The organism is Variovorax trehalosi (genome assembly GCF_051216415.1).
Classification (GTDB): Bacteria; Pseudomonadota; Gammaproteobacteria; order Burkholderiales; family Burkholderiaceae_C; genus Variovorax.
Window position 1 is genome coordinate 374,675 of the sequence record NZ_JBPJZG010000002.1, and the last position, 24,290, is coordinate 398,964.

At 67.5% G+C, this 24,290-nt stretch carries 24 protein-coding genes; 6 read left to right on the forward strand and 18 right to left on the reverse strand.

All coding sequences use genetic code 11. From position 1 onward, the window contains the following. Positions 1-5: 5 nt before the first annotated feature. The 3 genes from rplE to rplN are packed head-to-tail and all read right to left on the reverse strand — an operon-like array spanning position 6 to position 1,271. Positions 6-545, reverse strand: a complete 540-nt coding sequence (gene rplE / locus ACSFA7_RS09750) for a 50S ribosomal protein L5 (RefSeq protein ID WP_009124804.1) — start codon at positions 543-545, stop codon at positions 6-8. 11 nt (positions 546-556) lie between these two features. Beyond that, complete coding sequence (gene rplX / locus ACSFA7_RS09755) at positions 557-889, reverse strand: 50S ribosomal protein L24 (RefSeq protein ID WP_130427180.1); 333 nt, start codon at positions 887-889, stop codon at positions 557-559. Positions 890-902: 13 nt separating this feature from the next. Beyond that, complete coding sequence (gene rplN, locus ACSFA7_RS09760) at positions 903-1,271, reverse strand: 50S ribosomal protein L14 (RefSeq protein WP_435499177.1); 369 nt, start codon at positions 1,269-1,271, stop codon at positions 903-905. 215 nt (positions 1,272-1,486) lie between these two features. On the opposite strand from rplN, the gene ACSFA7_RS09765 reads away from it, so the two are divergent. Both ACSFA7_RS09765 and proC read left to right on the forward strand, forming a co-directional pair. Beyond that, entirely contained in the window at positions 1,487-2,656 is a 1,170-nt protein-coding gene (locus ACSFA7_RS09765) for an esterase-like activity of phytase family protein (RefSeq protein WP_435499178.1), read from the forward strand. Beyond that, positions 2,653-3,510 (forward strand): pyrroline-5-carboxylate reductase, encoded by an 858-nt coding sequence (proC, locus tag ACSFA7_RS09770; RefSeq protein ID WP_435499179.1) that lies wholly within the window; start codon positions 2,653-2,655, stop codon positions 3,508-3,510. Before ACSFA7_RS09765 ends, proC begins: the two co-directional genes overlap by 4 nt. 6 nt (positions 3,511-3,516) lie before the next feature. Here proC and ACSFA7_RS09775 read toward each other — a convergent pair whose 3' ends face one another. The 5 genes from ACSFA7_RS09775 to ACSFA7_RS09795 all read right to left on the reverse strand — a co-directional run bounded on the left by ACSFA7_RS09775 (position 3,517) and on the right by ACSFA7_RS09795 (position 9,762). After that, positions 3,517-3,984, reverse strand: coding sequence for a MaoC/PaaZ C-terminal domain-containing protein (locus ACSFA7_RS09775; RefSeq protein ID WP_435499180.1), 468 nt, complete (start codon positions 3,982-3,984; stop codon positions 3,517-3,519). A 13-nt stretch (positions 3,985-3,997) separates the two neighbouring features. Continuing rightward, a complete protein-coding gene (ubiA, locus tag ACSFA7_RS09780) occupies positions 3,998-4,858 on the reverse strand; it encodes a 4-hydroxybenzoate octaprenyltransferase (protein WP_435499181.1) in 861 nt (286 codons plus the stop codon). An 82-nt stretch (positions 4,859-4,940) separates the two neighbouring features. After that, positions 4,941-5,522: a Dps family protein gene (locus ACSFA7_RS09785; RefSeq protein WP_435499182.1), complete on the reverse strand. Its 582-nt coding sequence runs from the start codon at positions 5,520-5,522 to the stop codon at positions 4,941-4,943. 134 nt (positions 5,523-5,656) lie between these two features. After that, complete coding sequence (locus ACSFA7_RS09790) at positions 5,657-6,622, reverse strand: LysR substrate-binding domain-containing protein (protein ID WP_435499183.1); 966 nt, start codon at positions 6,620-6,622, stop codon at positions 5,657-5,659. A gap of 89 nt (positions 6,623-6,711) precedes the next feature. Continuing rightward, the gene (locus ACSFA7_RS09795) at positions 6,712-9,762 is read right to left on the reverse strand and encodes an autotransporter outer membrane beta-barrel domain-containing protein (protein ID WP_435499184.1); all 3,051 of its coding nucleotides are present in this window, start codon (positions 9,760-9,762) and stop codon (positions 6,712-6,714) included. Positions 9,763-10,072: 310 nt separating this feature from the next. Between ACSFA7_RS09795 and ACSFA7_RS09800 the strand changes: the two genes are divergently transcribed. Beyond that, positions 10,073-10,705, forward strand: coding sequence for a LysE family translocator (locus tag ACSFA7_RS09800; protein WP_435499185.1), 633 nt, complete (start codon positions 10,073-10,075; stop codon positions 10,703-10,705). 6 nt (positions 10,706-10,711) lie between these two features. Here the strand turns inward: ACSFA7_RS09800 and recG are convergent, their stop codons facing one another. Genes recG through ACSFA7_RS09815 form a run of 3 tightly spaced genes read right to left on the reverse strand, consistent with a single transcriptional unit; the run spans position 10,712 to position 15,014 of the window. Next, complete coding sequence (gene recG / locus ACSFA7_RS09805) at positions 10,712-12,844, reverse strand: ATP-dependent DNA helicase RecG (RefSeq protein WP_435499186.1); 2,133 nt, start codon at positions 12,842-12,844, stop codon at positions 10,712-10,714. A gap of 5 nt (positions 12,845-12,849) precedes the next feature. Further along, positions 12,850-14,346, reverse strand: coding sequence for a TIGR01777 family oxidoreductase (locus ACSFA7_RS09810; protein WP_435499187.1), 1,497 nt, complete (start codon positions 14,344-14,346; stop codon positions 12,850-12,852). After that, positions 14,343-15,014 (reverse strand): DUF4166 domain-containing protein, encoded by a 672-nt coding sequence (locus tag ACSFA7_RS09815; RefSeq protein ID WP_435499559.1) that lies wholly within the window; start codon positions 15,012-15,014, stop codon positions 14,343-14,345. The genes ACSFA7_RS09810 and ACSFA7_RS09815 overlap by 4 nt, the downstream gene beginning before the upstream one ends. Before the next feature lie 129 nt (positions 15,015-15,143). On the opposite strand from ACSFA7_RS09815, the gene queA reads away from it, so the two are divergent. Then, positions 15,144-16,187, forward strand: a complete 1,044-nt coding sequence (queA, locus tag ACSFA7_RS09820; protein WP_435499188.1) for a tRNA preQ1(34) S-adenosylmethionine ribosyltransferase-isomerase QueA — start codon at positions 15,144-15,146, stop codon at positions 16,185-16,187. An 11-nt stretch (positions 16,188-16,198) separates the two neighbouring features. Next, positions 16,199-17,371, forward strand: a complete 1,173-nt coding sequence (gene tgt / locus ACSFA7_RS09825; RefSeq protein WP_435499560.1) for a tRNA guanosine(34) transglycosylase Tgt — start codon at positions 16,199-16,201, stop codon at positions 17,369-17,371. Positions 17,372-17,390: 19 nt separating this feature from the next. Here the strand turns inward: tgt and ACSFA7_RS09830 are convergent, their stop codons facing one another. Continuing rightward, on the reverse strand, positions 17,391-17,765 hold the full coding sequence (locus ACSFA7_RS09830) for a hypothetical protein (RefSeq protein WP_435499189.1): 375 nt from the start codon (positions 17,763-17,765) through the stop codon (positions 17,391-17,393). 143 nt (positions 17,766-17,908) lie between these two features. Between ACSFA7_RS09830 and ACSFA7_RS09835 the strand changes: the two genes are divergently transcribed. Then, complete coding sequence (locus ACSFA7_RS09835) at positions 17,909-18,691, forward strand: SDR family NAD(P)-dependent oxidoreductase (RefSeq protein ID WP_435499190.1); 783 nt, start codon at positions 17,909-17,911, stop codon at positions 18,689-18,691. Positions 18,692-18,783: 92 nt separating this feature from the next. Here ACSFA7_RS09835 and ACSFA7_RS09840 read toward each other — a convergent pair whose 3' ends face one another. The 6 genes from ACSFA7_RS09840 to ACSFA7_RS09865 all read right to left on the reverse strand — a co-directional run bounded on the left by ACSFA7_RS09840 (position 18,784) and on the right by ACSFA7_RS09865 (position 24,289). After that, positions 18,784-19,161 (reverse strand): DUF3597 domain-containing protein, encoded by a 378-nt coding sequence (locus tag ACSFA7_RS09840; RefSeq protein WP_280809115.1) that lies wholly within the window; start codon positions 19,159-19,161, stop codon positions 18,784-18,786. Between the two features lie 183 nt (positions 19,162-19,344). Further along, positions 19,345-20,409, reverse strand: a complete 1,065-nt coding sequence (locus ACSFA7_RS09845) for a serine endopeptidase (protein WP_435499191.1) — start codon at positions 20,407-20,409, stop codon at positions 19,345-19,347. Positions 20,410-20,436: 27 nt separating this feature from the next. Continuing rightward, positions 20,437-21,222, reverse strand: a complete 786-nt coding sequence (locus ACSFA7_RS09850; protein WP_435499192.1) for a DUF2145 domain-containing protein — start codon at positions 21,220-21,222, stop codon at positions 20,437-20,439. After that, complete coding sequence (locus ACSFA7_RS09855) at positions 21,219-21,677, reverse strand: hypothetical protein (protein ID WP_435499193.1); 459 nt, start codon at positions 21,675-21,677, stop codon at positions 21,219-21,221. The genes ACSFA7_RS09850 and ACSFA7_RS09855 overlap by 4 nt, the downstream gene beginning before the upstream one ends. Positions 21,678-21,718: 41 nt before the next feature. Further along, positions 21,719-22,216, reverse strand: coding sequence for a YiaA/YiaB family inner membrane protein (locus ACSFA7_RS09860; RefSeq protein ID WP_435499194.1), 498 nt, complete (start codon positions 22,214-22,216; stop codon positions 21,719-21,721). A gap of 117 nt (positions 22,217-22,333) precedes the next feature. After that, positions 22,334-24,289, reverse strand: a complete 1,956-nt coding sequence (locus ACSFA7_RS09865) for an MFS transporter (protein ID WP_435499195.1) — start codon at positions 24,287-24,289, stop codon at positions 22,334-22,336. Position 24,290: the final 1 nt, after the last annotated feature.

Here is a 24,290-nt window from a genome sequence, read left to right on the forward strand (position 1 = left end):
TCGCCTCAGTTCTTGAACGGGAAACGGAAACCAGCGAGAAGCGCCTTGGCTTCTTCGTCGGTCTTGGCCGTCGTCGTGATGCTGATATTGAGACCGCGCAGGGCATCGACCTTGTCGTACTCGATCTCAGGGAAAATGATCTGTTCCTTGACGCCGATGTTGTAGTTGCCACGGCCGTCGAACGCACGGCCGGAGATGCCGCGGAAGTCGCGAACACGCGGCAGCGCGATGGTCACGAAACGGTCCAGGAACTCATACATCTGCACGCCACGCAGCGTGACCATGCAGCCGATCGGTTGCATTTCGCGGATCTTGAAACCGGCGATAGCCTTCTTCGACTTGGTGACCACGGGCTTCTGGCCGGCGATCTTGGTCAGGTCGGCGACAGCGTTGTCGAGAACCTTCTTGTCGGCGACTGCTTCACCCACACCCATGTTCAGGGTGATCTTGGTGAGGCGGGGGACCTGCATCGGCGACTTGTAGCCGAACTTTTCCGTCAGGTCTTTCGCGATCTTTTCGCGATAGTGTTGTTGGAGACGTGCCATGTGAGTACCTCTTAGGCGAACTTGATTTCGTCGCCGCTGGACTTGAAGACGCGAACAGCCACGCGCTTGCCGTCAGCACCCTGGGAAATCTTGATGCCCACGCGATCGGCCTTGCCGGTCGCGGCATTGAAGATCGCCACGTTGGATTGGTGAATGGGCATGGACTTCTCGACGATGCCACCGGTCGTACCCTTGAGCGGGTTCGGCTTGGTGTGCTTCTTCACGAGGTTCAGGCCTTCGATGACGACGTGCGAGTCGTCCTTGCGAAGCGAGACGGTACCGCGCTTGCCTTTGTCACGACCGGCCAACACGATGACCTGGTCGCCTTTGCGAATCTTGTTCATGGCGTTGTTGTCCTTAAAGAACTTCGGGTGCCAGCGACACGATCTTCATGAACTTCTCGGTGCGCAGCTCGCGCGTCACCGGTCCGAAGATGCGGGTGCCGATAGGCTCCAGCTTGGCGTTGAGCAACACTGCTGCGTTGCCGTCGAACTTGACGAGCGAACCGTCGGTGCGACGGATGCCCTTGGCGGTGCGGACCACCACTGCACTGTAGATCTCGCCCTTCTTGACGCGACCACGTGGAGCGGCTTCCTTGATGCTGACCTTGATGACGTCGCCCACGCTGGCATAACGCCGCTTGGAGCCACCGAGCACCTTGATACACAGGACGGATTTCGCGCCCGTGTTGTCGGCCACTTCGAGCCGGGATTCAGTTTGGATCATTTCTTGATATTCCCAACTTGTACCGATGAGCCTCCAGGAGGGAGACACCGCGGTCAGTCTTGGGCCCGTCGTCGGCACCTCGAACCACTCGAGGCACTTCCGCTTTGGGCTGAAAGCTTCGCCTTTTGGAAGCGAAGCCCGCGATTATTGCAGGCACTTCTGCCGATGTCAACCGGCTCATTACACCACCATGTGCTGGCACTAGACTTCGGAGCGTGCGCGCCACTCCCAAAACCCTTCTTTCGCCCCCTCTTCCCACTCGCCGCAGCCTCCTGGGGGGCGCGGCTGCCGTGCTGGCGCTGGGCCTCGCCGGCTGCGGGAGCGCAACGCCAGTTCCAGGCACCGGGCGCCTGCGGCGCATCGCCGAGGCACGCTGGGCGCACAGGCTGCATATAGAAGACACCACGGCAGGCGGCCTCTCGGGCATCGACTACGACACCACACGAGGTGAGTACCTGCTTATCAGCGATGACCGGTCAGACCTCGCCCCCGTTCGCTACTACACAGCCCGCTGGCCCCTGCCGCAAGCCGCCCCGCCAGAGCCGACGGCCGTTGTTCAGCTGCAACGCCCCGGCGGTGGCCCCTGGCCCGACCGCCGCCACGCGATCAACGGACTCCCGCTTCCCGACCCCGAAGCCATCCGCCTGCGCCCATCCACCGGCACCTTGCTCTGGAGCAGCGAAGGCGACATCGCCCGTGGTTTCAGCCCCGCACTGTATGAGTCGGCGCGCGACGGCCGCTTCTTGCGCGAATTTGCGCTGCCCGCCATGTTCACGCCTGATCCGGCCCGACGCCGCGGCCCGCGCGACAACCTGACTTTCGAAGGGATCGCCCTCACGCCCGACGGCCGTTTCGCCTGGCTCTCGATGGAAAACGCCCTGATCCAGGATGGCCCCATTCCCAACGTCGGCACGCCCGGCGGCCCCTGCCGCTTCACCCAGGTCGACCTGGAGACCGGCCTGGCCACCCGCCAGATGGCCTACGTCCCCGATGCCATCCCCCTGCGTCCCCTCATCCCCGGCAGCTACGCGGACAACGGCGTGAGCGAGGTGCTGATGCTCGATGCGCACCGCATGCTGGTGCTGGAGCGCGCCTACGCCTCCGGCGCCGGCAACTCGCTGCGCCTCTACGAGATCGACACCCGCGCCGCCAGCGACGTGCTCACCATCGACGCGCTCCTACCGGGCAACCACCAGCCCGTCGCCAAGACCCTGGTGGCCGATTTCGCCGCACTCGGCCTCTCCCGCCTCGACAACACCGAGGGCATGTGCTGGGGACCGCCGCTGCCCAACGGCAACCGCCTGCTGGTGGTCGTGAGCGACGACAATTTCAATCCGCTGCAAGTGACCCAGTTCGCCGCCTTCGAATACATCGACCGACCATGACCATCGCCGTGACCTTCCTGCCCCGCACCGCTCCTGCGCCGCTGCCGCCCATCGCCTTCATCGGCGGCGGCAACATGGCCAGCGCCATCATCGGCGGACTGATCCAGCAAGGCACCCCGGCCGACGCGTTCGAGGTGGTCGAGCCCTTCGAGGCGGCGCGCACGAAGCTCGCGCAGTCCTTCGGCATCACGGCAGAGGCCGAGGCCGGCGAGGCCCTTTCGCGCTGCGCCGTCGTGGTGTGGGCCGTCAAGCCGCAAGCCTTCGCCGAAGCCGCCAAGCCGGTGCGCGCGTTCGCCGGGGAGGCGCTCCACCTGAGCGTGGCCGCGGGCATTCCGTCGGACAGCATCGCCCGCTGGGTCGGCACCGAACGCGTGGTGCGCGCCATGCCCAACACGCCCGCGCTGGTCGGCCAGGGCATGACCGGCCTTTTCGCGCGGGCGGACGTCACCGGCGCCGATCGCGCGCTCGTCGGCCAGTTGCTCACGCCCACGGGCGAGCTGCTCTGGGTCGATGCCGAACCCGCGCTCGATGCGGTCACCGCCATGTCCGGCTCGGGCCCGGCCTACGTGTTCTATTTCATCGAGGCGATGACCGAGGCCGGCATCGAGATGGGCCTCACGCCCGACCAGGCGCAGCGCCTGGCCATCGGCACCTTCACCGGCGCCTCGGCGCTGGCGCACAGCGCGACCGAGCCGCCTTCGGTGTTGCGGGAGCGCGTGACCTCCAAGGGCGGCACGACCTACGCCGCGATCACCTCGCTGGAAGGCGCGGACGTCAAGGCGCAGTTCAAGACCGCCATTCGCGCCGCGCAGAAGCGAGCGGCCGAGCTGGGCGAGGAATTCGGGCGCGATTGAAGCTGCTCAGCCGGCGAGCGCGCGCGGCCCGAGAAAGAACAGCCACTCGGCCGCCAGCGTGACGGTACCGTCCTCGAGTTCGAGCAGCACCTCTTCCTTCAGCAGAAAGCCATCTTCTCCCTTGGGCGTCGCGCCAAGAACGCGCACCCGCGCCCGGAAGCGCGCGCCCACGGGCATCGGCCTGACAAAGCGCAGGCGGTCGAAGCCGTAGTTCAGCGCGTGGTTCGAATCGAACGGCAGCAGCGTGCGCATCGCCTCGCCGGTCAGCCGGATCAGGTGCGCGACCTGGAAGAAGCCCGGCACGATCGTTCCGCCGTAGTTCGCCTCGCGGGCCGCGCGCTCCGGATCGAGGTGGATCCATTCGTCTTCGCCATCGCCCGACAGCACCGCGTACCGGTCGACCATCTCTTGGGTGATGACGTGCCACTCGGACAAGCCCTCCTGGCCGATTTTCTGCGTCAGGCGGTCGAGCATGTGCGTTCTTCTTTCAGCGAATGGCGTAGCCGGCGACGACGCCAACGAACACCGTGAAGCCGAGCCAATGGTTCAGCCTGAAGGCCTTGAAGCAGCCGTCGCGCGTGCGATCGCGAATCAAGCGCCAGTGCCAGAGCGCCTGCCCCGCGGCGATCGCGATCCCCGCGAAGAACAGCATGCCCAACGACCGACTGGCGCCGGCCCACGCCCAGACCGCCAGGAAGATCGCGTAGCTCAGCATCACCGCCGCCACGTCGAAGCGGCCGAAGGTGATGGCCGAGGTCTTCATGCCGATCTTGAGGTCGTCGTCGCGGTCGACCATCGCGTACTCGGTGTCGTAGGCCAGCACCCAGAACAGGTTGCCGGCCAGCAGCCATGCGGCGAACACGGGCACGGTGGACTGCACCGCCGCAAAGGCCATCGGAATGCCGAAGCTGAAGGCAATGCCCAGCACCGCTTGCGGGATCGAGACGAAGCGCTTGGCGAAGGGATAAATCAGCGTGATGGCCAGCGCCGCGAACGACCACAGCACCGTCACCCGGTTCGTGGTGAGCACCAGCCCGAAGGCCATCAACGCCAGCACGGCGCCGAGCGCGAGCGCTTCCTTGACCGATATCGCGCCGCTGGTCACAGGCCGCTGGGCGGTGCGCTTCACATGGCGGTCGAAGTCGCGGTCGGCCACATCGTTGACGCAGCAGCCCGCGCTGCGCATGAGGAAGGTGCCGAGCGTGAACACCACGACCAGCTGCCAGCCCGGCCAGCCGTCGGCCGCAAACCAGAGCGCGCCCAGCGTGGGCCAGAGCAGCAACAGCCAGCCCGCGGGGCGGTTCCAGCGGATCAGGTCGAGGTAGAGCGCGAGACGGCGTGCAAGCATGCTGCAGAAAAGACGGACGAAAAAAGAGCGGCCATTGTGCCGCTCTCGGTTTCGTGTCCCGGATTCCGGGATGGCAGCGAGCTCAGTCCTCGAGCAGCGAGCGCAGCATCCAGGCGGTTTGATCGTGCACCGTGCAGCGCGCGGTCAGCATGTCGGCGGTCGGGTCGTCGCCGGCCTCTTCCGCCACGGGGATGAACTCGCGCGCGATGCGCGACACGGTCTCGTGGCCCTTGACCAGGATGCGCACCATCTCCATCGCCTTGGGCGGGGTCTGCGGCACGTCGGGCACGGTGGAGATCTTGCTGAACTCGGCATACGAGCCCGGCGCGTAGTGGCCGAGGGCGCGGATGCGTTCGGCGAGCACGTCGGTCGCGCCCCACAGCTCGGTGTACTGGCCCATGAACATCGCGTGCAGCGAGTTGAAGTGCGGACCGGTCACGTTCCAGTGGAAGTTGTGGGTCGTGAGGTACAGCGTGTAGGTGTCCGCCAGCACGCGGCTCAGGCCTTCGGCGATGGCCGCGCGGTCCTGGCGCTCGATGCCAATGTTGATGATCGGCGCGTTGCGGCTGCCGGACTCCTGCGCGACGATGGCGCCGCCCTTCTTGGGCACCTTGCCCGAGGAGGCGGTCGACGCTGGCTTGGTTTTCTTTGGAGCTTTGGCCATGGCGAGTGGTCTTTCTTCAAGTTGAGAGGAACATGTCGATTCTCGAAGCCGGCACGCGGCTTCGCAACAGCGTCACTCTATCCCAGCGATCAACGATTCAAAACGGCCGGCACGTAGGCCAACGTCGCAAATCGTCAGGACAAACGCTTGACGCCCGACAGCTCGCAGGCATAGATGGCATTGCGCAACGCGGCAATGGCCTCGTAGCGCGTGAAGGTGCGCCGCCATGCGAGCACGACGCGGCGCGTGGGCGGATCGCGGTCGTGCGCATCGCGCACCGGCAGGTAGCGCACCATCTGCTCGGAGTCCTTCTTGCCCTTGGCCTTGGGCTTGAGCGCCTCGGCCGGCACCGACAGGCGCGGCACCAGCGTCACGCCCATGCCCGAGGCCACCATGTGCTTGATGGTTTCGAGCGACGAGCCCTCGAAGCTCTTGCGGATGCCTTCGGCATTGCTGGAGAAACGCGCGAACTCGGGGCACACCTCGAGCACGTGGTCGCGAAAGCAGTGGCCGGTGCCCAGCAGCAGCATGGTCTCGTTCTGCAGTTCTTCCGAGGTGATCGATTCGCGGCCGGCGAACTTGTGATTGACCGGCAGCGCGGCCATGAAGGGCTCGTCGTACAGCGGCGCCATCGCAAGGCCGGTGTCGGGGAATGGCTCGGCCATCACGGCGCAGTCGATCTCGCCGGCGCGCAGCATCTCCAGCAGCTTGGCGGTGAAGTTCTCCTGCAGCACCAGCGGCATCTGCGGCGTGCGCGCGATCACCTGGCGCACCAGGTCGGGCAGGAGGTACGGGCCGATGGTGTAGATCACGCCCAGGTTCAGCGGGCCGGCCAGCGGGTCCTTGCCGCGCTTGGCGATCTCCTTGATGCTGGCGGCCTGGTCGAGCACGCTTTGCGCCTGCTGCACGATCTGCTCGCCCAGCGGCGTGACGGTCACTTCGCCCGCGCTGCGCTCGAAGAGCTTGACCTCGAGTTCGTCCTCGAGCTTCTTGATGGCCACCGAGAGGGTCGGTTGGGAGACGTAGCAGGCCTCGGCCGCCTTGCCGAAGTGCCGTTCGCGGGCTACTGCGACGATGTATTTGAGTTCGGTGAGAGTCATAGCTTGCGTCAATTATGCGCAAGCCTCCGTGACCCGGCGTTGTCAGGGGTCGATGCCGTCATCATCCTGCCCCCCGACGGATCGCCCCCTCACCACTTCACGCGCATGCCCAGGCTCGCATTGATGCCGCTCTTCACCCGCGCATTGCCGCCCGAGGCGAAGAGCTTGCCCACTTCCGCGTACAGGCTGGTCCGCTCGCCGACGGCCAGTGTGGCACCGCCCGCGAGTTCGGTGCTGGTGCCGCCGGTGCGGGTGCCGATGTCGCTCCAGCCCGCGGGTCCGATGAAGCGCGCGACGTCCGTGCCGCTGGAAGTGCGGTAGACGTTCAGCCGCGCGTACGGCTGCAGCACGCCGGCGCCGGCGCCGGCGGCGATCTGGCCCTTGAGCCGCACGCCGGCGCGAACCGTCCAGCCGCTGTCGGTGTCCTGCGAGACGCGGGCGCCGAGGAGCGTCACGTCGTCGAGGTTCACACGCTGGTGCACCAGTTGAAGTTGCGGCTCGATCTTCCAGTCGCTGCCGAGCGCAAAGCTCTGGCCCACCTCCAGCGACAGCAGCGTGCTCTTGCCCTTGCCGGAAGCCGAGGGCGAACTGTCGAGAGACCCTGTGGTGTAGCGGTGGCGGCCGCCCTGCAGCACCGCATCGGCGTAGAAGCCGGCGTCGCTCGTGAAGTTGCCATACAGGCCGAGGTAGTCGCTGCGCAGGTCGTTGCTGCCGACGGCGAGGTCGAACACGCCGCGCGCAAAGCCGCGGGTGCGGGCATCGCCTTCGAGCCGGCCGACGTACACGCCGGCGCGCCAGTTGCGGTTGGCCCACAGGTCGGTGCCGGCCTGCAGGCCCGTGAGGCGTCCCTCGCTCCTCGGGCTCACGGTGCCCTGCTGGCTGATATTGATGTTCGTGCTGATGACGCGGCCCCAGGCGCTGCGCAGCGGAGCGCCGGCCTCGTCGCCCGCATCGTTGCGACCGGTCCGGGCGTCGTCGTCGCCCGTGCGCACGCGCGAGCTGCCCAGCATGGCGAGGTTGCCCTGGCGCAGTTGCTCGGGCAGCGCGGCGAGCATCGGGACTTCGGTGCGGTAGGCGGGCTGCTGCGATCCCGGGAACGGCGCCGTCGAACGCAGGTACCAGTTTTCACCTGCGCCATTGACGTCGGCCGCATGCAGCCGGTACTCGTAGGCGCCCGCGTCCACATGGCCGCCCGCCAGGGCGAAGGCGTCCTTGGTGGTTTGCGCCGTCGTCGACGCACCATTGATCGCGCTGATGAGTTCGACGCCGTTGCCGATGGTCATGGCGCCGAGGCTGCCGAAGTTGGCGATCTGCACCGACGTGCGTCCGCTGGCGCTCGCACCCGCGCCGTCGAGGATCAGCCGGTCGCTCGCGGGGCTGCCGATTCCGGGGACGATACCCAGCCGCAGCGTGCCGTTGTTGCCCACATAGGCGCCGGTGATGGTGAGCGTTGTTCCCGGCGCTGCGCCGACCAGCGACACCACGCCGCTGTTCGCAAGCGACGGCAGCTTCTGGCTGAAGCCGGCAAGGTCGAGCGTGCCGCCCGCCCCCACGCTGTGCGCCGACGCGCCGCTGAAGGCGTTGACCGCCCCCGCCTTGAGCGTGCCGCCGTTCACCGCGGTGCTGCCCGTGTAGCTGTTCTGCCCGCTCAGGGTCAGCGTGCCGGCGCCGAGTTTCTCGAGGCTGCCCGCATAGACCCGCGTGCTGCGCGCCGCCTCGCGTGCCGCGCCGGTCGCGTATTCGCTGCGGTCCGCATCGCTCGCGCCGCCGGGCAGGCCCGCGGTCCAGCCGCGCGTCTGCCTGGTCGTTTGCCAAGCGGCGGCCTCGGCGGCGTCTTCCGCGCGACGTGCACGGATCGCAACATCGGAGATGTCGTTCGACCAGGTGTCGTTTTGCCCCTGCGTGTTGACTGCGAACGGCCCGATGAACTGGCCCGGCCCGTTCATCGCACGCCGCAGGCTCGGCGTGCCCCAGCCGTTGACCACGTCGGGCACCTTCACCTGCTGGCCCGCCTCGGGGTTGGCCATCGTGCCGGTGCCGGTCGCATCGATGATCGTCGCGTTCTGGGTCGCGGTGGTCTTCAGCACGGTGAGCACCTGCTCGTTGGTCATGTAGCTGAAGCGCTCCATGATCAGCGCGAGCGCGCCCGAGGCATGCGGCGCGGCCATCGATGTGCCCGACAAGGATGCATAGCCGCCGGCCAGCACCGTGCCGTTGATCTGGTAGCCCGGTGCCGTGACGCAGGTCCACTTCGCCACGCCGCACTTGTTGTAGCGCTGCGTGCCCGGCACGTTGACGGAGCCGTCGGCATTGAAGGTCTGCCCGATGTTGCTCAGCGCGGAGACGGCAAGCCAGTTCTTTTCAAGCTCGGGATTGAAGTACGGCGAGGCCGCCCGCGGGCTGGGGTTGAGCCAGCCGCCGTTGCCCGCGCTGAACACCATCAGCGTGCCTGTCTTCGCGGCATCGAACGCGCCCTGGATCCAGGTGTTGTTGGCCACGTAGTAGCCGTTGGCGGTGTGCAGCTGCGCGAGGGTGTTGTACTGCTCGCCCGTCGGCGGACTGCCCCAGCTCGTGCTGATGATGCGCACGCCCTGCGCGTTCGCCGCCCGGTAGGCATCGGCGATGTGCTGGTTGTCGACCGTGATGACCGCCGAATCGCCGGGCAGCGGCCGACCGAAGTTGGCGCCGTCGGTCTTGGCCGTGTTGGCCACGAAGAGGTCCGCATTGAAGGCCACGCCGTGCATGTTCTCCACGGCGGCACCGCCATCACGGCTCGCGGCGATGGTGCCGCCGACGTGCGTGCCATGGCGGTCGTTGTATGCGCCGTTGTAGGCGCCGGGAATCGCGCCCACCGGCACACCGTGATAGCGCGAGACCGGGAACTCGGGATGCGAGGCGTCGTAGCCCGAATCGACCTCGCCGATCTTGATGCCCGCGCCGCTCACGCCCCCGGCGTAGGCGTACTCGGTGCCCATCGCGATCAGGCCCCAGTCGCGCATGAACTCGGCGGTGCGCCAGCTGGCCGGCGCACCGATCATTCCCGGGTCTCCGGCATAGGTCTGGAGGGCCCATGCGGGGTGCGATGCGAGGCCGGCAACGGCCATGGCGAGCGCGAGTCTGTTCATCCTCTTGGAAGTCATTGCGACTTTCCTCCGTGCAGTGTGTTGTTGGAATATTCAGCGTGCGAACCACTTCCGAAACGCGTGCAAGACGCGAACCAGTAGCGAAAAAGTCTGAAGAAAAATGCAGCGCTGCGCAGCCATCGAAAGCCGCGCGGAAAAGCATCGCGGCGCAGTCTAGAAAACAAGTCGCGCAACAAGAACCCCGCGTAAACACCATGGCGCTAATGCAGCGTTGTTGCATCTGCAGGCTTTCGTCGTACACATCCGCAAGCCTGCGGATAATGGCGAACCTTCGTCATCGCAGTTATTTGCGTAGCAGGATGCAACCATGAGCTTGTCCACCTACCTCTTGTTCCTTCCGGCCTGCTTTGCCATCAACATGGCCTTCGGCCCCAACAACCTGCTGTCGGTCACCAACGGTGCGCGGCACGGCGTGTCGCCCGCGGTGATCGCGGCCAGCGGGCGCCTCGTGGCCTTCGCGCTCATGATCGCCGTGGCGGGCCTGGGCATGGGGGCGGTGCTGGTGGCCTCGGAGCTGGCCTTCGATGTCATCAAGTACATCGGCGCCGCCTACCTGGTGTGGATCGGCATCCGCCTGTTGCGCGCACCGGCGCCGACAGCCGATGTGCAGGCGCGCGATGCGGCAGCACCGCCTTCGCTGCGCGCGTTGGCGCGGCAGGAGTTCACCGTGGCCGCCGGCAACCCGAAGGCCATCCTGGTGTTCACCGCGTTCTTCCCGCAGTTCGTGGTGCCCGGCGCCTACGCCTCCAGCTATGTGCTGCTGGGCGCGACCTTCCTGGTGTTCGAACTGGTCGCGATCGCGCTCTACGCGATGCTGGGTGCGCGCATGCGCCGGCTCGCAAACGGCAGCCGCGCGATGCGCTGGTTCAACAAGGTGAGCGGCAGCATGATGGTCGGCTTCGGCTTGATCCTCGCCTTCACCCGTCGCCCCACGGCGTAAGGCCGCTCAAGCCTTCAGGTATTCGGCCTTGGTGCCGAGCCACCGGTCGATGTGGCGCTGGGCCAGCTCGGCGTGCTTCTGGAGCATCACTGGCGCGAGTTCGCGGGCCCAGTCGAGCAACAGCGTGTCGGTGGTGAGGTCGGCGAAGCGCAGCAACGGCGCGCCCGACTGCCGCGCGCCGAGGAATTCGCCGGGGCCACGAATCTCCAGGTCGCGCCGCGCGATCTCGAAGCCGTCGCCCGTCTCGGCCATCGCCTTGAGCCGCGCGCGCGCCGCCTCGCCCACGCGGCCGCTGTCGCCCGGCGCGTAGAGCAGCACGCAGGCCGAGGCCGCGGCGCCGCGGCCCACGCGGCCGCGCAGTTGATGCAGTTGCGAGAGCCCGAAGCGCTCCGCATGCTCGATCACCATCAGCGAGGCGTTCGGCACATCGACGCCCACTTCGATCACCGTCGTGCTCACCAGCACCTGGATCTCGTTGGCGGTGAAGGCCGCCATCACCGCCTGCTTCTCGGCCGTCGGCATGCGCGAATGCAGCAGGCCGACGTGGATGGCTTCGCCGAGCGTTTCGGCGAGTTCGTCGCGCGTCTCGGTGGCGTTGCGCAGGTCGACCGCCTCGCTCTCCTCGATCAGCGGACACACCCAGTAGACCTGCCGGCCCTGCGCGATCTGCGCCTGGATGCGGTCGATCACCTCGTCGCGCCGGTGGTCCGCCACCAGCTTGGTGACGATGGGCGTGCGGCCCGGCGGCAGCTCGTCGAGCGTGGAGACGTCCAGGTCGGCGTAGTAGCTCATCGCGAGCGTGCGCGGGATCGGCGTGGCGCTCATCATCAACAGGTGCGGCTCGAGATGGCCGACGGCCTTGCCGCGCAATGCAAGGCGTTGCGCCACGCCGAAGCGATGCTGCTCGTCGATGATCGCGAGCGCGAGGTTCTTGAAGCGCACTTTCTCCGAGATGACGGCGTGCGTGCCGATGACCAGCGCGGCCTCGCCGCTCTCGACCGCGGCCGACATCGCGTCGCGCTCTTTTTTCTTCTGGCTGCCGGTGAGCCAGGCCACGCGCAGGCCGCGCGCGGCCAGCAGCGGATCGAGCCAGCCCACGAGCTTGCCGAAATGCTGGGCCGCGAGGATTTCGGTCGGCGCCATCAGCGCGCACTGGAAGCCCGCGTCGATGGCGCGCGCCGCCGCGAGCGCTGCCACCACGGTCTTGCCCGAGCCGACGTCGCCCTGCAGCAGCCGGTGCATCGGGATCTCGCGGCCGAGGTCGCGCGTGATCTCCTCGCCCACGCGCTGCTGCGCACCGGTGAGGCCGAAGGGCAGCACGGCGAGCAGCTGCGAATGCAGCGACGTCACCACGGGTTCCGGCGGTGAAGGCAGCAACGGCGCACGCTGGGCCGCGCGCTCCAGCCGGGCCTGCAGTTGCGAGAGCTGTTGCGCGAGCAGTTCCTCGGCCTTGATGCGCTGCCAGGCCGGGTGGCTGTGGTCTTCGAGCGTCGCCATCGCCACGTCGGGCGTGGGGTAGTGCAGGAAGGTGAGCGAGCTGCGCAGGTCCCACGCGCCGCGCAGGCCGATCTGCACCGGAATCGTCTCGTCGAGCACCGCACGCGCCAGGCCCGAGCGCACCTCGCGCCGCAGCACCGGCTGCGCGAGGCCGGCGACGGTCGAATAGACCGGCGTGAGCGCCTCCGGCAGCGAAGTGCCCGCGGCCTTGACCGTGGGATGCATGATCTGCCGCCCCACGAAGCCGCCGCGCATCTCGCCCCGCACGCGCACCCGCGCGCCGACCGCGAGCTGCTTCTGCTGCGAGGGGTAGAAGTTGAAGAAGCGCAGCTGGCAGGTGTCGCTGCCGTCGTCGATGGTGGCGATCAGCTGGCGGCGCGGGCGGTACACCACCTCGCACTCGGTGACCACGCCTTCGACCTGCGCCATGTCGCCGTCGCGCGTGTCGGCGAGTTTCACGATGCGGGTCTCGTCCTCGTAACGCATCGGGAGATAGAGCGCGAAGTCGATGTCGCGCACAAGGCCGAGCTTGCGCAGGGCGCGCTGCACGAGGCTCAGGCCCGAGCCGGGCGGCTGCGGCGGCGACGGCGCGGTGGCGGCGTCTGCGGACGTGGAGGGGACTTTCTTGGCGGGCACGGGCAAGGCTTCTATCGTGGCCGGCAAAGGTCCGTCAAGGCGCCGCGGGCGTCGGGGAACGCGAAGCGGAACCCTGTCTGCAGCAGGCGGGCCGGCACCACGCGCTGGCCTTCGAGCAGCAGGTCGGCCTGTTCGCCGAGCAGCAGCTTGACGGACGCGGCGGGCGTCGGCATCCAGAAGGGACGGTGAATGACGCTCGCGGCAACGCGCGTGAAGTCTTCTTGGCTGAGCGCGCCGGGTGCGGTGAAGTTGAAGGCCTGCGCGGTCGCTGGACTGTCGGCTCCCGCCTGCTCGGCAGCGCTCCACACATGGGCCATGGCACGGATGACGTCGTGTACGTGCACCCACGACAGCCACTGCCGCCCGCTCCCCAGCCGTCCGCCCATGCCCAGCGCGACGGGCAGCAGCAGTTGCGGCAGCGAGCCTTGGTGGCCGAGCACGAAACCGAAACGCATGCAGGCGACGTCCACACCATACGCCGTCGCGGCCTGCGCCGCCTTCTCCCATCGTTGGCACAACGTCGACATGAAGATGTCCTGCGGCGGCGCGTCTTCCGTCAGTTCGGCGGCATCGCCTTGCGGCTGCACGCCGTAGTAGCCGATGGCCGAGCCCGACAGCAGCAGCCAGGGCTTGCGCGGGCGGGTGGCGATCCATGCGACCAGCGTGCGGGTGAGCCCTTCCCGGCTTTGCAGCAACTGCTGTTGACGCCGTTCGCTCCAGCGCTGCCCGAGGATGCGCGCACCTGCGAGGTTGATGACCACATCGCACGGGTCGGTCTCGGGAATCTGGTCGAGCCGCTGCACGCAGCGCACCGCGCCACCGAAGCTCCATGCGGCCGAGCGCGCGTCGCGCGTCCAGACCGTCACGGCATGGCCGTCGGCCAGCAGGTGGCGCACGAGGATCTGGCCGATGAAGCCGGTGCCGCCGGTCACCAGCACGCGCTGCGGCCGCGTGCCGAAATGCACCGGCGCCTCGGCGGCTCGCGTCTCTTCCTGCGCCGTGCGTCGGAACAACGCACGTGCCGCGAGCCCGTCGCGCAGCCCGGAGATACCGACACCCACGCCGCACAGCGCGAGAAAAGCGCCCAGCCAGCCTTGCGGCTGCCACACCAGCGCCGTCGGCTGCGCCGCCCAGTCCATCGCATTCATCGCCAGCAGCGCGATGAAGGCGCCGGCGTTGATGGCCAGCACCGTGTGCGTGACGCGCTCGGTCGGCGGCAGGAGGCGGCTGCCGTCCTCGATCACGAAGTCCCACAGCGTGAGCACGATCTCCACGCCGAACACCGCCAGCAGCACCCACGCCCACACGCCATGCCAGGCCCACGACGACAGCCCGATGAACATCGCGCAGTAGATCGACGAGCGCACCGCATGGATCGCCAGCTCGCGCCGCGCCGTGTTGCGCTGCGCGAGCGCCTCGGTGCCCTCGTGGTGATAGAGCGTGTCGAAGGCGCCCATCAGCCCCTGCGCGGCCATGAGCTGCAGCGCCAGCAGGTGCGTGTCGATCATGCGGCGGCCGCCCCCGGGTCGGCCACTTCCTCGAACACGCCGACCTGCGTGAAGGTCGTGCCCATGAGCCAGTGCCGGATCTCGATGCGGATGTTGAAGCGCTCGGGCGTTTCGTTGTGGTGCCAGAGAAAGGTCTTGCCGGGCGTGAAGACGCCGGGCAGCGGAATGCGCCAGCCGAACACCTCCCAGAAATAGCCGTCGCTCTGGAAATGCAGGCTGCCGTTCTCCACGCTCAGCACCAGCTTCATGCCGAGGCCCATGCCCACGTACTCCAGCACCTCGCCGCGCGCGCTCTCGCGCATGAAGCTGGTGAACTGGATCGGCTTGCGGCCGTGCAGGCGGTAGATGCGCTGCTTGTAGATGGCCGGGTCGTCGGGCTTGGCATAGACCTGGATCTCGACCGGGAAGTGGCTGTCGCTGTAAGGAATCAGCGCGCCCTGGATCAGCGGCTGCGTCAGGTGCCCCAGCAGCTTGCCGAAGCGCGAGCAGCGCAGCTCGCTCAACGCCCCCAGGTAATGCAGCGCCTTGCCCGGCGAAGGGTTCTTGTCGAAGCGCCGGCGGATGTCCGGGTGCAGGCCCTGCCAGGCGCTTCCGAGGATCTTCTTGAAGAGCTCGCCTTCGGAGGGAGGAGGCGCCAGCGGAACGCGCGCGACGGATGAATCGACCATCCGTCGATTCTGCCTCGGCAACCCCACGCCGGGCTCGTGGCGGCGGGCCATGGGACAATCCTGCGCTTCCCGCGTCTTCCTCCCTTTCCCATGCCTCCTTGGCACGGGCCCGTCCGGCCCTCAAGCACCATGCGCGCCTTCACGCTTTCCGATTTCGATTTCGACCTGCCACCCGAACTGGTGGCGCAACACCCGGCCTCCGAACGCACCTCCTCTCGTCTCCTCGACGGCACGGGAGACGCACCGGCCGACCGCATCTTCAAGGACCTGCCCTCGCTGCTGCGCGAGGGCGACCTCTTGGTCTTCAACGACACGCGCGTGGTCAAGGCCCGCCTCTTCGGCGAGAAGCCGACCGGCGGCAAGCTCGAGCTGCTGGTCGAGCGCGTGCTGCAGGGCCAGGAGGTGGTGGCGCACATGAAGGTCAGCAAGAAGCCGCCGTTGGGCACCACGCTGGAGATGGTCGGTGGCTTTCGCGCCACGCTGCTGGGCCGCTGGCCCGAGGAAGACGGCGCGCTGTTCCGCTTCGCCTTCGAGAGCGACACGGGCGAGAACCCCTACATGCTGATGGAGCGCTGCGGCCACGTGCCGCTGCCGCCCTACATCACCCACACCGACTCGGCCGACGACGAAAGCCGCTACCAGACCGTGTTCGCACGCGTGCCCGGCGCGGTGGCCGCGCCGACCGCGGCATTGCATTTCGACGAAGGCCTGCTGGCTGTACTCGAAGCGCGCGGCGTGCAGCGCGCCAACGTCACGCTGCATGTGGGCGCCGGCACCTTCCAGCCGGTGAAGACCGAGAACATCGCCGAGCACACGATGCACGCCGAGCGCTACGAAGTGCCCGAGGCCACGCAGCGCGCCATTGCCGAGTGCAAGGCGCGCGGCGGCCGTGTCGTTGCCGTGGGCACGACCACCGTGCGCACGCTCGAATCGTGGGCCAGGAGCGGCGAGGCCACGGGCGACACGCGCATCTTCATCACGCCGGGCTTCGCCTTCGCGCACGTCGATGTGCTGGTCACCAACTTCCATTTGCCCAAGAGCACGCTGATGATGCTGGTCTCGGCCTTCGCGGGCTACGAGCGGGTGATGGCGCTGTATGCCCACGCCATCGCGAACCACTACCGCTTCTTCAGCTATGGCGACGCCATGCTGCTGGCACGACAAAAAGATTGAAGACGACCACCATGCTGAACTTCGAACTCCTCAAGACCGACCCCGACAGCCACGCGCGCCGCGCCACGCTCACGCTCAACCACGGCAAGGTGCAGACGCCGATCTTCATGCCTGTGGGCACCTACGGCACCGTCAAGGGCGTGATGCCGCGCAGCCTGGAAGAGATGGGCGCGCAGATCATCCTGGGCAACACCTTCCACCTGTGGATGCGCCCGGGTCTCGACGTGATGCAGAGCTTCGGCGGGCTGCACCAGTTCGAGAAGTGGAGCAAGCCCATCCTCACCGACTCGGGCGGCTTCCAGGTGTGGTCGCTGGGCGCGATGCGCAAGATCAGCGAGGAGGGCGTGAAGTTCGCCTCGCCGGTCAATGGCGACAAGCTGTTCCTCACGCCCGAGGTCTCGATGCAGATCCAGACCACGCTGAACAGCGACATCGTGATGCAGTTCGACGAGTGCACGCCCTACGACACCAAGGGCCACATCACGACCGAGGCCGAGGCGCGCACCTCGATGGAGCTGAGCCTGCGCTGGGCCAAGCGCTGCCAGGCCGAGTTCGCTCGACTCGAGAACCCGAACGCCCTCTTCGGCATCGTGCAGGGCGGCATGTTCGAGAACCTGCGCGAGGAATCGCTGGCCGCGCTGGTCGACATGGACTTCCCCGGCTACGCCATCGGCGGCGTGAGCGTGGGCGAGCCCAAGGAAGAGATGCTGCACATCATGGGCCACACGCCGCACCGGCTGCCGGCCCACAAGCCGCGCTACCTGATGGGCGTGGGCACGCCCGAGGACCTGGTGCAGGGCGTGGCCGACGGCGTGGACATGTTCGACTGCGTGATGCCCACGCGCAATGCGCGCAACGGCACGATGTTCACCCGCTTCGGCGACCTGAAGATGCGCAACGCCCGCCACAAGAGCGACCCGCAGCCGGTGGACCCCAGCTGCACCTGCCATGCCTGCGCCGGGACCTCGGGCGTGTCGTGGAACGATGGCGGACGCGAAGGCTTCAGCCGCGCCTACCTGCACCACCTGGACCGCTGCGGCGAAATGCTCGGGCCGATGCTGTGCACCATCCACAGCCTGCACTACTACCTGAACCTGATGACCGAGATTCGTGCGGCGCTCGACGCGGGCACGTTCACGGAATTCCGCGCGCGGTTCAAGGCCGAGCGGGCGCGCGGCGTCTAGCCGGTCGCCTGTCCGCGCCTTACTTGGCGGCGCCCGGCGGCTTGATCGCGAGCGGCGTGGTGTACGGCTCGATGCGCAGCAGCTCGTTCTTGAACACCACGATCTGACGCAGCGGCGCCTGCACCAGCGCGCCGCCCTCACCGTGCTGCGAGGCGTATTGCCAGAGCGTGAGCTGCCCCTTCTCGGCCAGCATCGCGGCCAGGCGCTGCACGGGCGGCGTCGCGCCGGCGCCGAGCTGGGCCGACTCGATGCCGACGACGACGTCGTCGCGCGGCGAGACCACCTTGAACAGCAGCACCGGCGCCGCCGAGGCCTGCGCACGGACCTGCCGCGCCACGATGAAGGCGGGGAGAAGCGCGAAGCTGACGAGGGCTCGGCGGTGGAAGGAGTTCATGGCGGCAAGACTATCCACGCCGGGCCTTCCTGCCCACAGGCCGGAAGCCATACGCCAGGCGGAAGCCCGCGTTTCCCCCATGGCGGCTGCATCCGGTACGCTCGTGGCCTGTTTCCATCTTCATCGCCGTCGTCTTCATTCCCATGACCACAGCCACCCCAACCTCCCCCTACACCGCCCGCTATCCGTCGCTGGCCGGGCGCACCGTCTTCATCTCGGGCGGCGCCAGCGGCATCGGCGAATCGCTGGTGCGGGCTTTCCACGCACAGGGCGCGAAAGTCGGCTTCTGCGACCTCGACACGGCTGCCGGCACGGCGCTCGCCGCCGAGCTGCAGGGCGAGACGCCTGCGCTGTTCAGCGTCTGCGATGTGACCGACACGGCCGCGCTGGCCGCGACCATCGCTGGTGTGCGCGCCCGTTTCGGACCCATCGGCGTGCTGTTGAACAACGCGGCCAACGACCGGCGCCACGAGATGGCCGACGTGACCAGCGAAGACTTCGACCGCTTGGTGGCCGTCAACATCAAGCACCAGTTTTTCGCCGCACAGGCCGTGGCCGACGACATGCGCGCGCTGGGCGGCGGATCGATCGTCAACTTCGGCTCGATCAGCTGGCTCATGAAGGGCCGCGGCTACCCGGTCTACCAGGCCTGCAAGGCGGGCGTGATCGGCCTCACGCGCTCGCTGGCGCGCGACCTGGGCAAGCAGAACATCCGGGTCAACACGATCATGCCGGGCTGGGTGATGACCGAGCGGCAGATCAAGCTGTGGGTGAAGCCCGAATCCGCCGCGGAGATCGATGCGGCCCAATGCCTGCCGGGGCGCGTGATGGCCGAGGACATCGCGGCGATGGCGCTGTTCCTGGCGGCCGACGATTCGCGCATGTGCACCGCGCAGGACTACGTGGTGGATGCGGGCTGGACCTGAAGCCTTCGCCTTCCTTTCTCCTCTTCTTTGAGGCAGGAAGCAAAAAGCCCGGCATGGCCGGGCTTTTTTGTTGGCGTGGTCCGGGGACCGGATCAGTCGCGCAGTTCGGCTGGCAGCGTGCCGCCATTGGCTGCGATGCGGGTCATCACCTGCTTGTGCAGGCCGATGTTCCATTCGGCCGAACCCGGCTCGCCGTCGCTGTAGAGAATTTCGCTGGCCAGTTCCTTGCGCGCGGCGAGGCTGCTGTCCAGGCCCAGCAACTTGAGCAGGTCGACGATCGAGGTGCGCCAGTTCAGGGCGGCGGCACCAGGCATCGCGTCCAGGATGGCCGGCACGTCGCCCAGCGGGATCGAAGGCGGCGGTGCCGCAACGGCCGGTGCGCCCGGTGCAGCCGCCGGCGGTGCGGCGACGACTTCAGCGGCGTTGGCCGACGGAAAAATCTTGGAAAAAATCTTGCCGAAAAAGCTCATGGTAGGAGGTCCTCGTCGTGTGTGGTGGAGGCCGGGCGCCGCATGAAAGTGAACGCCGGCTGCGTGCGAAATGCAGCGCAGGCCAAGGTTCTAACACTTTGCGGCGACAGCTTCGTCAAAGTTGGCCACGCAGCGTGCGGAATACCCGCTTGCGGTGGAAAGATGCAGTGCCTCCGCGCCCCCTCAGGCTGGCGCTGTGGCGCCACCGGGCCCCGCATGCGCCGAGGTGCCGCAGGCGTGGCAGAACTTCGAAAACGCGCTCTTGCGCGCCTCGCACACGCCGCAGTGATCGAAGAGACCGATGCCGCAGTGCGGGCAGAAATCGATCTCGTCGTTCTTCAGGTCGACCGGCCGCTCGCACCCGGGGCACACGCCCTTGCCGAGCCGCGCGAGCGCGACGTCGTAGCTCAACTCTTCGCGGCGCACTTGGTCGGGCTGCTGCTCGGCGAGCTTCTGGCGCGCAAGGTAGGCGTTGAGCGCAACGATCGCGTAGCGCCCCACCAGCACCGTGAGCACGATCCCCACCACGTAGCGCACATAGCCCCCATAGCTCGGCAGGTACGGCACCAGCTCCACGAAGAACGCGAACAGCGCGAAGAAGATGAAGCCCCAGACAAAAGGCCAGTACGTGCTCTTGCGCTTCTTCGCGAACAGCCAGCCGGCCACGACCAGCAGCGGCAGCGTGAGCGCCAGGCGGTAGGCGAACACGCGCAGCTCGATGCGGCGGTACTCGGCATCGAGCTTCACCTGCGCATCGCGCTCCAGTTCCACGAGCGTCGTGCGGGCGCGCTGCTCGGCCTGGCGCGCATCGAGCATGATCTTCTGCTGTGCGTTGACCTGGCGCTGCACGGCGTCTTCCTTCTGCTTGAACGCGTCGAGCGCCTTGGTGCGCGCGATGAGCTCGGGGTCCTGGTCGGGTTGCGCGGTGGCGCGGCGGGTGGCGATCCAGTTGCCGAAGATCTCGCGCGCATTGGCGCTGGCCTGCTGCGCGGCGTTGAGCTGCAGGCGGATCTGGTCGAGGTCGCGCGCGGCCTGCAGCTCCGTGGCTTCGGAAGCCTTGATGGTGTCGCGCAGCGGCTCGGCCGCGCGCAGGTCGATGAAATCGTCGATCCCGCGCACGCGCTCGACCTGCGGCAGGTCGCCGACGACCGTGCTGCCCAGGCCGATCAGGAAGCTCGCGAACACCAGCGCCACGAGCCAGAGGCCGCGGCGGAACCACTTTTCGGAGAGGCGCAATGACTTGCTCATTTCGTTCTTTCTTAAGGAAGATTTTCGTTACTGCAGCTTGAACGCCACCGGCGCCGCACCCAACCCCGCGCGCGGCATCCACGCGAAGACCGAGTCGACCGTCACCGTCTCGATGCGGTCCGAGAACCGCTTCTCGTTCGGATGGTCGTCGAAGGCGATGTTGGCCGAGCTCACGCGGCCACCGAGGCGCGTGAGCGGGCCCACCTTGAGTGCGGTCGGCTCGTAGCCCTTGAACTGCATCCACGCCTGCGCCTGCGCGCGGCTGTTGATGGTGGCGGGCTCCATGGCGGCGGCCAGCGTCTCGACGGCCCACTGGTTCGACTGCTGGTACTTCTGACCCCAGGCATAGCTCACGATGCTGTAGGGCGCCACGTTGAGCCGCACGATGCGCGAAGGCGACTCGTTGAGTGCGGCCAGCAACTGCGTCTGCACCTGCGGTGTGGGCACGATCCAGGCGGCTTCGTAGCGCCACAGGTCGTCGAGGAAGAACTCACCCAGCCCCTGCCGGTAGACCGCGGCCACCGCGGTGCCGCACTGGTTGAGCTTGTGCACCACGCGCCACGGGCCCTCATCGGTCTTGTAGGCGATGCCCAGGTGCGAGTAGCGCAGGCCGTATTTGCTCAGGTCCTGCCCCGCACGCGCCAGCAGCACGACACGGGCGCCGCTCGCATCGAGTTGTTGCGAGGTGCGCTCGGCCAGTTGCATGCCCTTGAGGATGAGCTCCGGGCTCGGCCTGACCTGCTCGCAGGAGCGGCCGGCCTGCGCCTGCAGTGCCGCGAACGCAAGCAGGCACACCGCAAGCGCGCGCTTCATGACAGCCTCTCGTTGTGCAACAGCGCACGGCCGATGGCGTTCGGCACGAAGGCCAGCACCTCGCCCGCGGCGGAGAGCACAACGCCGCTGCCGATCACGCTGACCACCACGGCCGTGCCGACCGACGCGGCGGCGCCGTTGGCGGCGCGCCCCATCACCTTGACGCTGGCTCGTGCGCCATCCGACGCGCGTTCCAGCACATAGACGGTGCCGTCGGCCGAAGCCTCGACGGCCACCACGGCGAGCGTCGAGCCGCCCACCGACAGCGCCGCGGGCACCGCGACCACCGCCGTGGCGGAAGCCCCGACGACGGACGCCGCGCCGATGACCGAGGCGACGGGCAGCATCGAGAGCGCAACCGAAGCATCGCTCTGCGCCTGTGCATGAAGCGGAACCGCGACACCGGCGAACGCGGTGCAGACGGCGAGAGCAAGCGTGGCAATCGACTTTTTCATGACGTTCTTTCGTTGGTTGACGGTAGATGGAGAAACGGCGCTCATTCGGCCGAGGCGGAAGCAGCGGCTTCCTGGCGAGCGGCACGGCGGCCTTGCAGGCGGGCATCGATCAGGTCGGCTTCATGGCGGTCGCGCAGCGTCTTGGCCAGCGTGAAGACCGAGCTGATGAGAAACAGCCAGCTCACGCCCAGGAAGGCCTTGTACGCATCGTTGATCTCCATGCGCACGAGGCCCCAGCCGGTCAGGCCCATCGCGGTGAAGAAGCTGCCCCAGACCACGAGGCGCCACATCGGCACGTCGCGGCTGGCGGCGCCTTCGGCCTGTTGGCTGTCGCGAATGAACTTGGCCAGCATGAAGGCGGTGCTCAGGCAGAACACATAGCCCATCACCATGAACGCCCGGTCCAGCGTCTCGCCCGGCAGCCAGCTCAAGCCGGTGGCGCAGAGGAAGACGGCGACTGCGAACGACGCCCAGACCTGGAACTGCCAGGCCCGCGTGTCACGCTGGATCGAAACGGTGGTGGATGAGAAGGGTTGCATGAGTGCCTCGCGGCGTTGTGAAGGTGGGCGAATGATGGTTCGCCACCGCACCGCGGGACTCGAATGCTTCGACCAGTTGCGGTTTGAGCCGCCACCGGTATCTCAAGGGGATACTTTTCAGGCCGCCAGCAAGCCGCTCACGCGCCGTTGCAGCGCCTCGGGCTGCACCTCGACCGGCGGCACCGGCAGGCCGACGTTGAGGCCCACGCGGCTGTAGAAACCGCGGCGGAAGGGCTTGGCCATGGCCACCTGCTCGCCGCCGCGCAACTCGATGCGGCTGAAGTACGAGCCCCAGAGGTTGGTCAGCGCCATCGGGATCACCGGCGGCTCGATGCCTTCGGCGCGCGCGCTCTCGACGATCTTCATCACCCCGCCCTTGAAGGGCTGCAGCGTGCCGTCGCGCGTGATCGCTCCCTCGGGGAAGATCGCGAGCAGATCGCCCCCGCGCAGCACGGCGAGCGCCTTGGCAAAGGCCGCTTCGTAGGCCGCCGGATCTTCCTTCTGTGGCGCGATCGGGATCGCCTTGGCCAGCTTGAACAGCCAGCCGAGCACCGGCACCTTGAAGATGCGGTGGTCCATGATGAAGCGAATGGGCCGCGGGCTCGCCGCCATTAGCAGCACCGCATCGATGAAGCTCACGTGGTTGCACACCAGCACGGCCGCGCCCTCGGTGGGAATGTGCTCGTCGCCCCTGATGTCGAAGCGGTAGACAAAACGCGACAGCACCCAGGCCACGAAGCGCAGCAGGTACTCGGGCACCAGCATGAAGATGTAGAACGCCACCACCGCGTTGGCGATGCCGGTGAAGAGAAAGATCTGCGGAATCGTGAAGCCCGCGCCCAGCAGCGCGCCCGCAATGACCGAGCTGCCGATCATGAAGAGCGCATTGAGGATGTTGTTCGCCGCGATGATCCGTGCCCGGTGCGTGGGCTGGCTGCGCAGCTGGATCAGCGCGTACATCGGCACGCTGTAGAGCCCCGCGAAGAGCGAGAGCAGCGCCAGGTCGGCCATTACGCGCCAGTGCGCGGCCTGGTGCACGAAGGCGCCGAGGCCCATCTCGGCCACCTTCGGCAGCGCGCGCGAGGCGAAGTACAGGTCGATCGCGAACACGCTCATGCCGATCGCGCCCAGCGGCACGAGTCCGATTTCCACCTGCCGGCGGCTCAGCGTCTCACACAGGAGCGAACCGACGCCGATGCCGATGGAGAACACCACCAGCAGCAGCGAAGCCACCTGCTCGTCGCCGTGCAGCACTTCCTTGGCGAAGCTCGGAAACTGGCTGAGGAACACCGCGCCGAAGAACCACATCCACGAAATGCCCAGCAGCGAGCGGAACACCACCACGTTGCCGTGCGCGAGCTTGAGGTTGCGCCAGGTCTCGCTGAAGGGGTTCCAGTTGATGACCAGCCCCGGGTCGGTGGCTGGCGCCTGCGGAATGGCCTGCGCCACGCCCCGGCCGGCGAGCGCGAGCAGCACGCAGGCCACGGCCACGCTCGTGTGACCGATCTGCGGCACCGCCACCAGGAGGCCACCCGCCACCTGGCCCAGCAGGATGGCGACGAAGGTGCCCATCTCGACCATGCCATTGCCGCCGGTGAGCTCGCGCGAATCGAGCACCTGCGGCAGGTAGGCAAACTTGACCGGCCCGAACAGCGTGGAGTGCAACCCCATGAGGAACACGCAGCCCAGGAGCACCACCGCATTCGCCGTGACGAAACCCCAGGCCGCGATCAGCATGATCGCGATCTCCAGGTTCTTGACGAAGCGGATCATCTTCGTCTTGTCGAACTTGTCGGTGAGCTGCCCGGCCGTGGCCGAGAACAGCAGAAAGGGCAGGATGAACAGCGCCCCGATCGCCAGGCCTGCCATGGCCGGCGGCATCCAGCTCAACTGCAGCTGGTAGGTCACCATGACGGTGAAGGCGAACTTGAAGAGGTTGTCGTTCGCCGCGCCCGCGAACTGCGTCCAGAAGAAAGGCGCGAAGCGCCGCTGCTTGAGCAAGGCGAACTGGTTGGCGTGGGCGTTCGCTTCGTGAGGCGCCATGGGGGCGGCAGCAGCGGCGGGGGTTGTCATT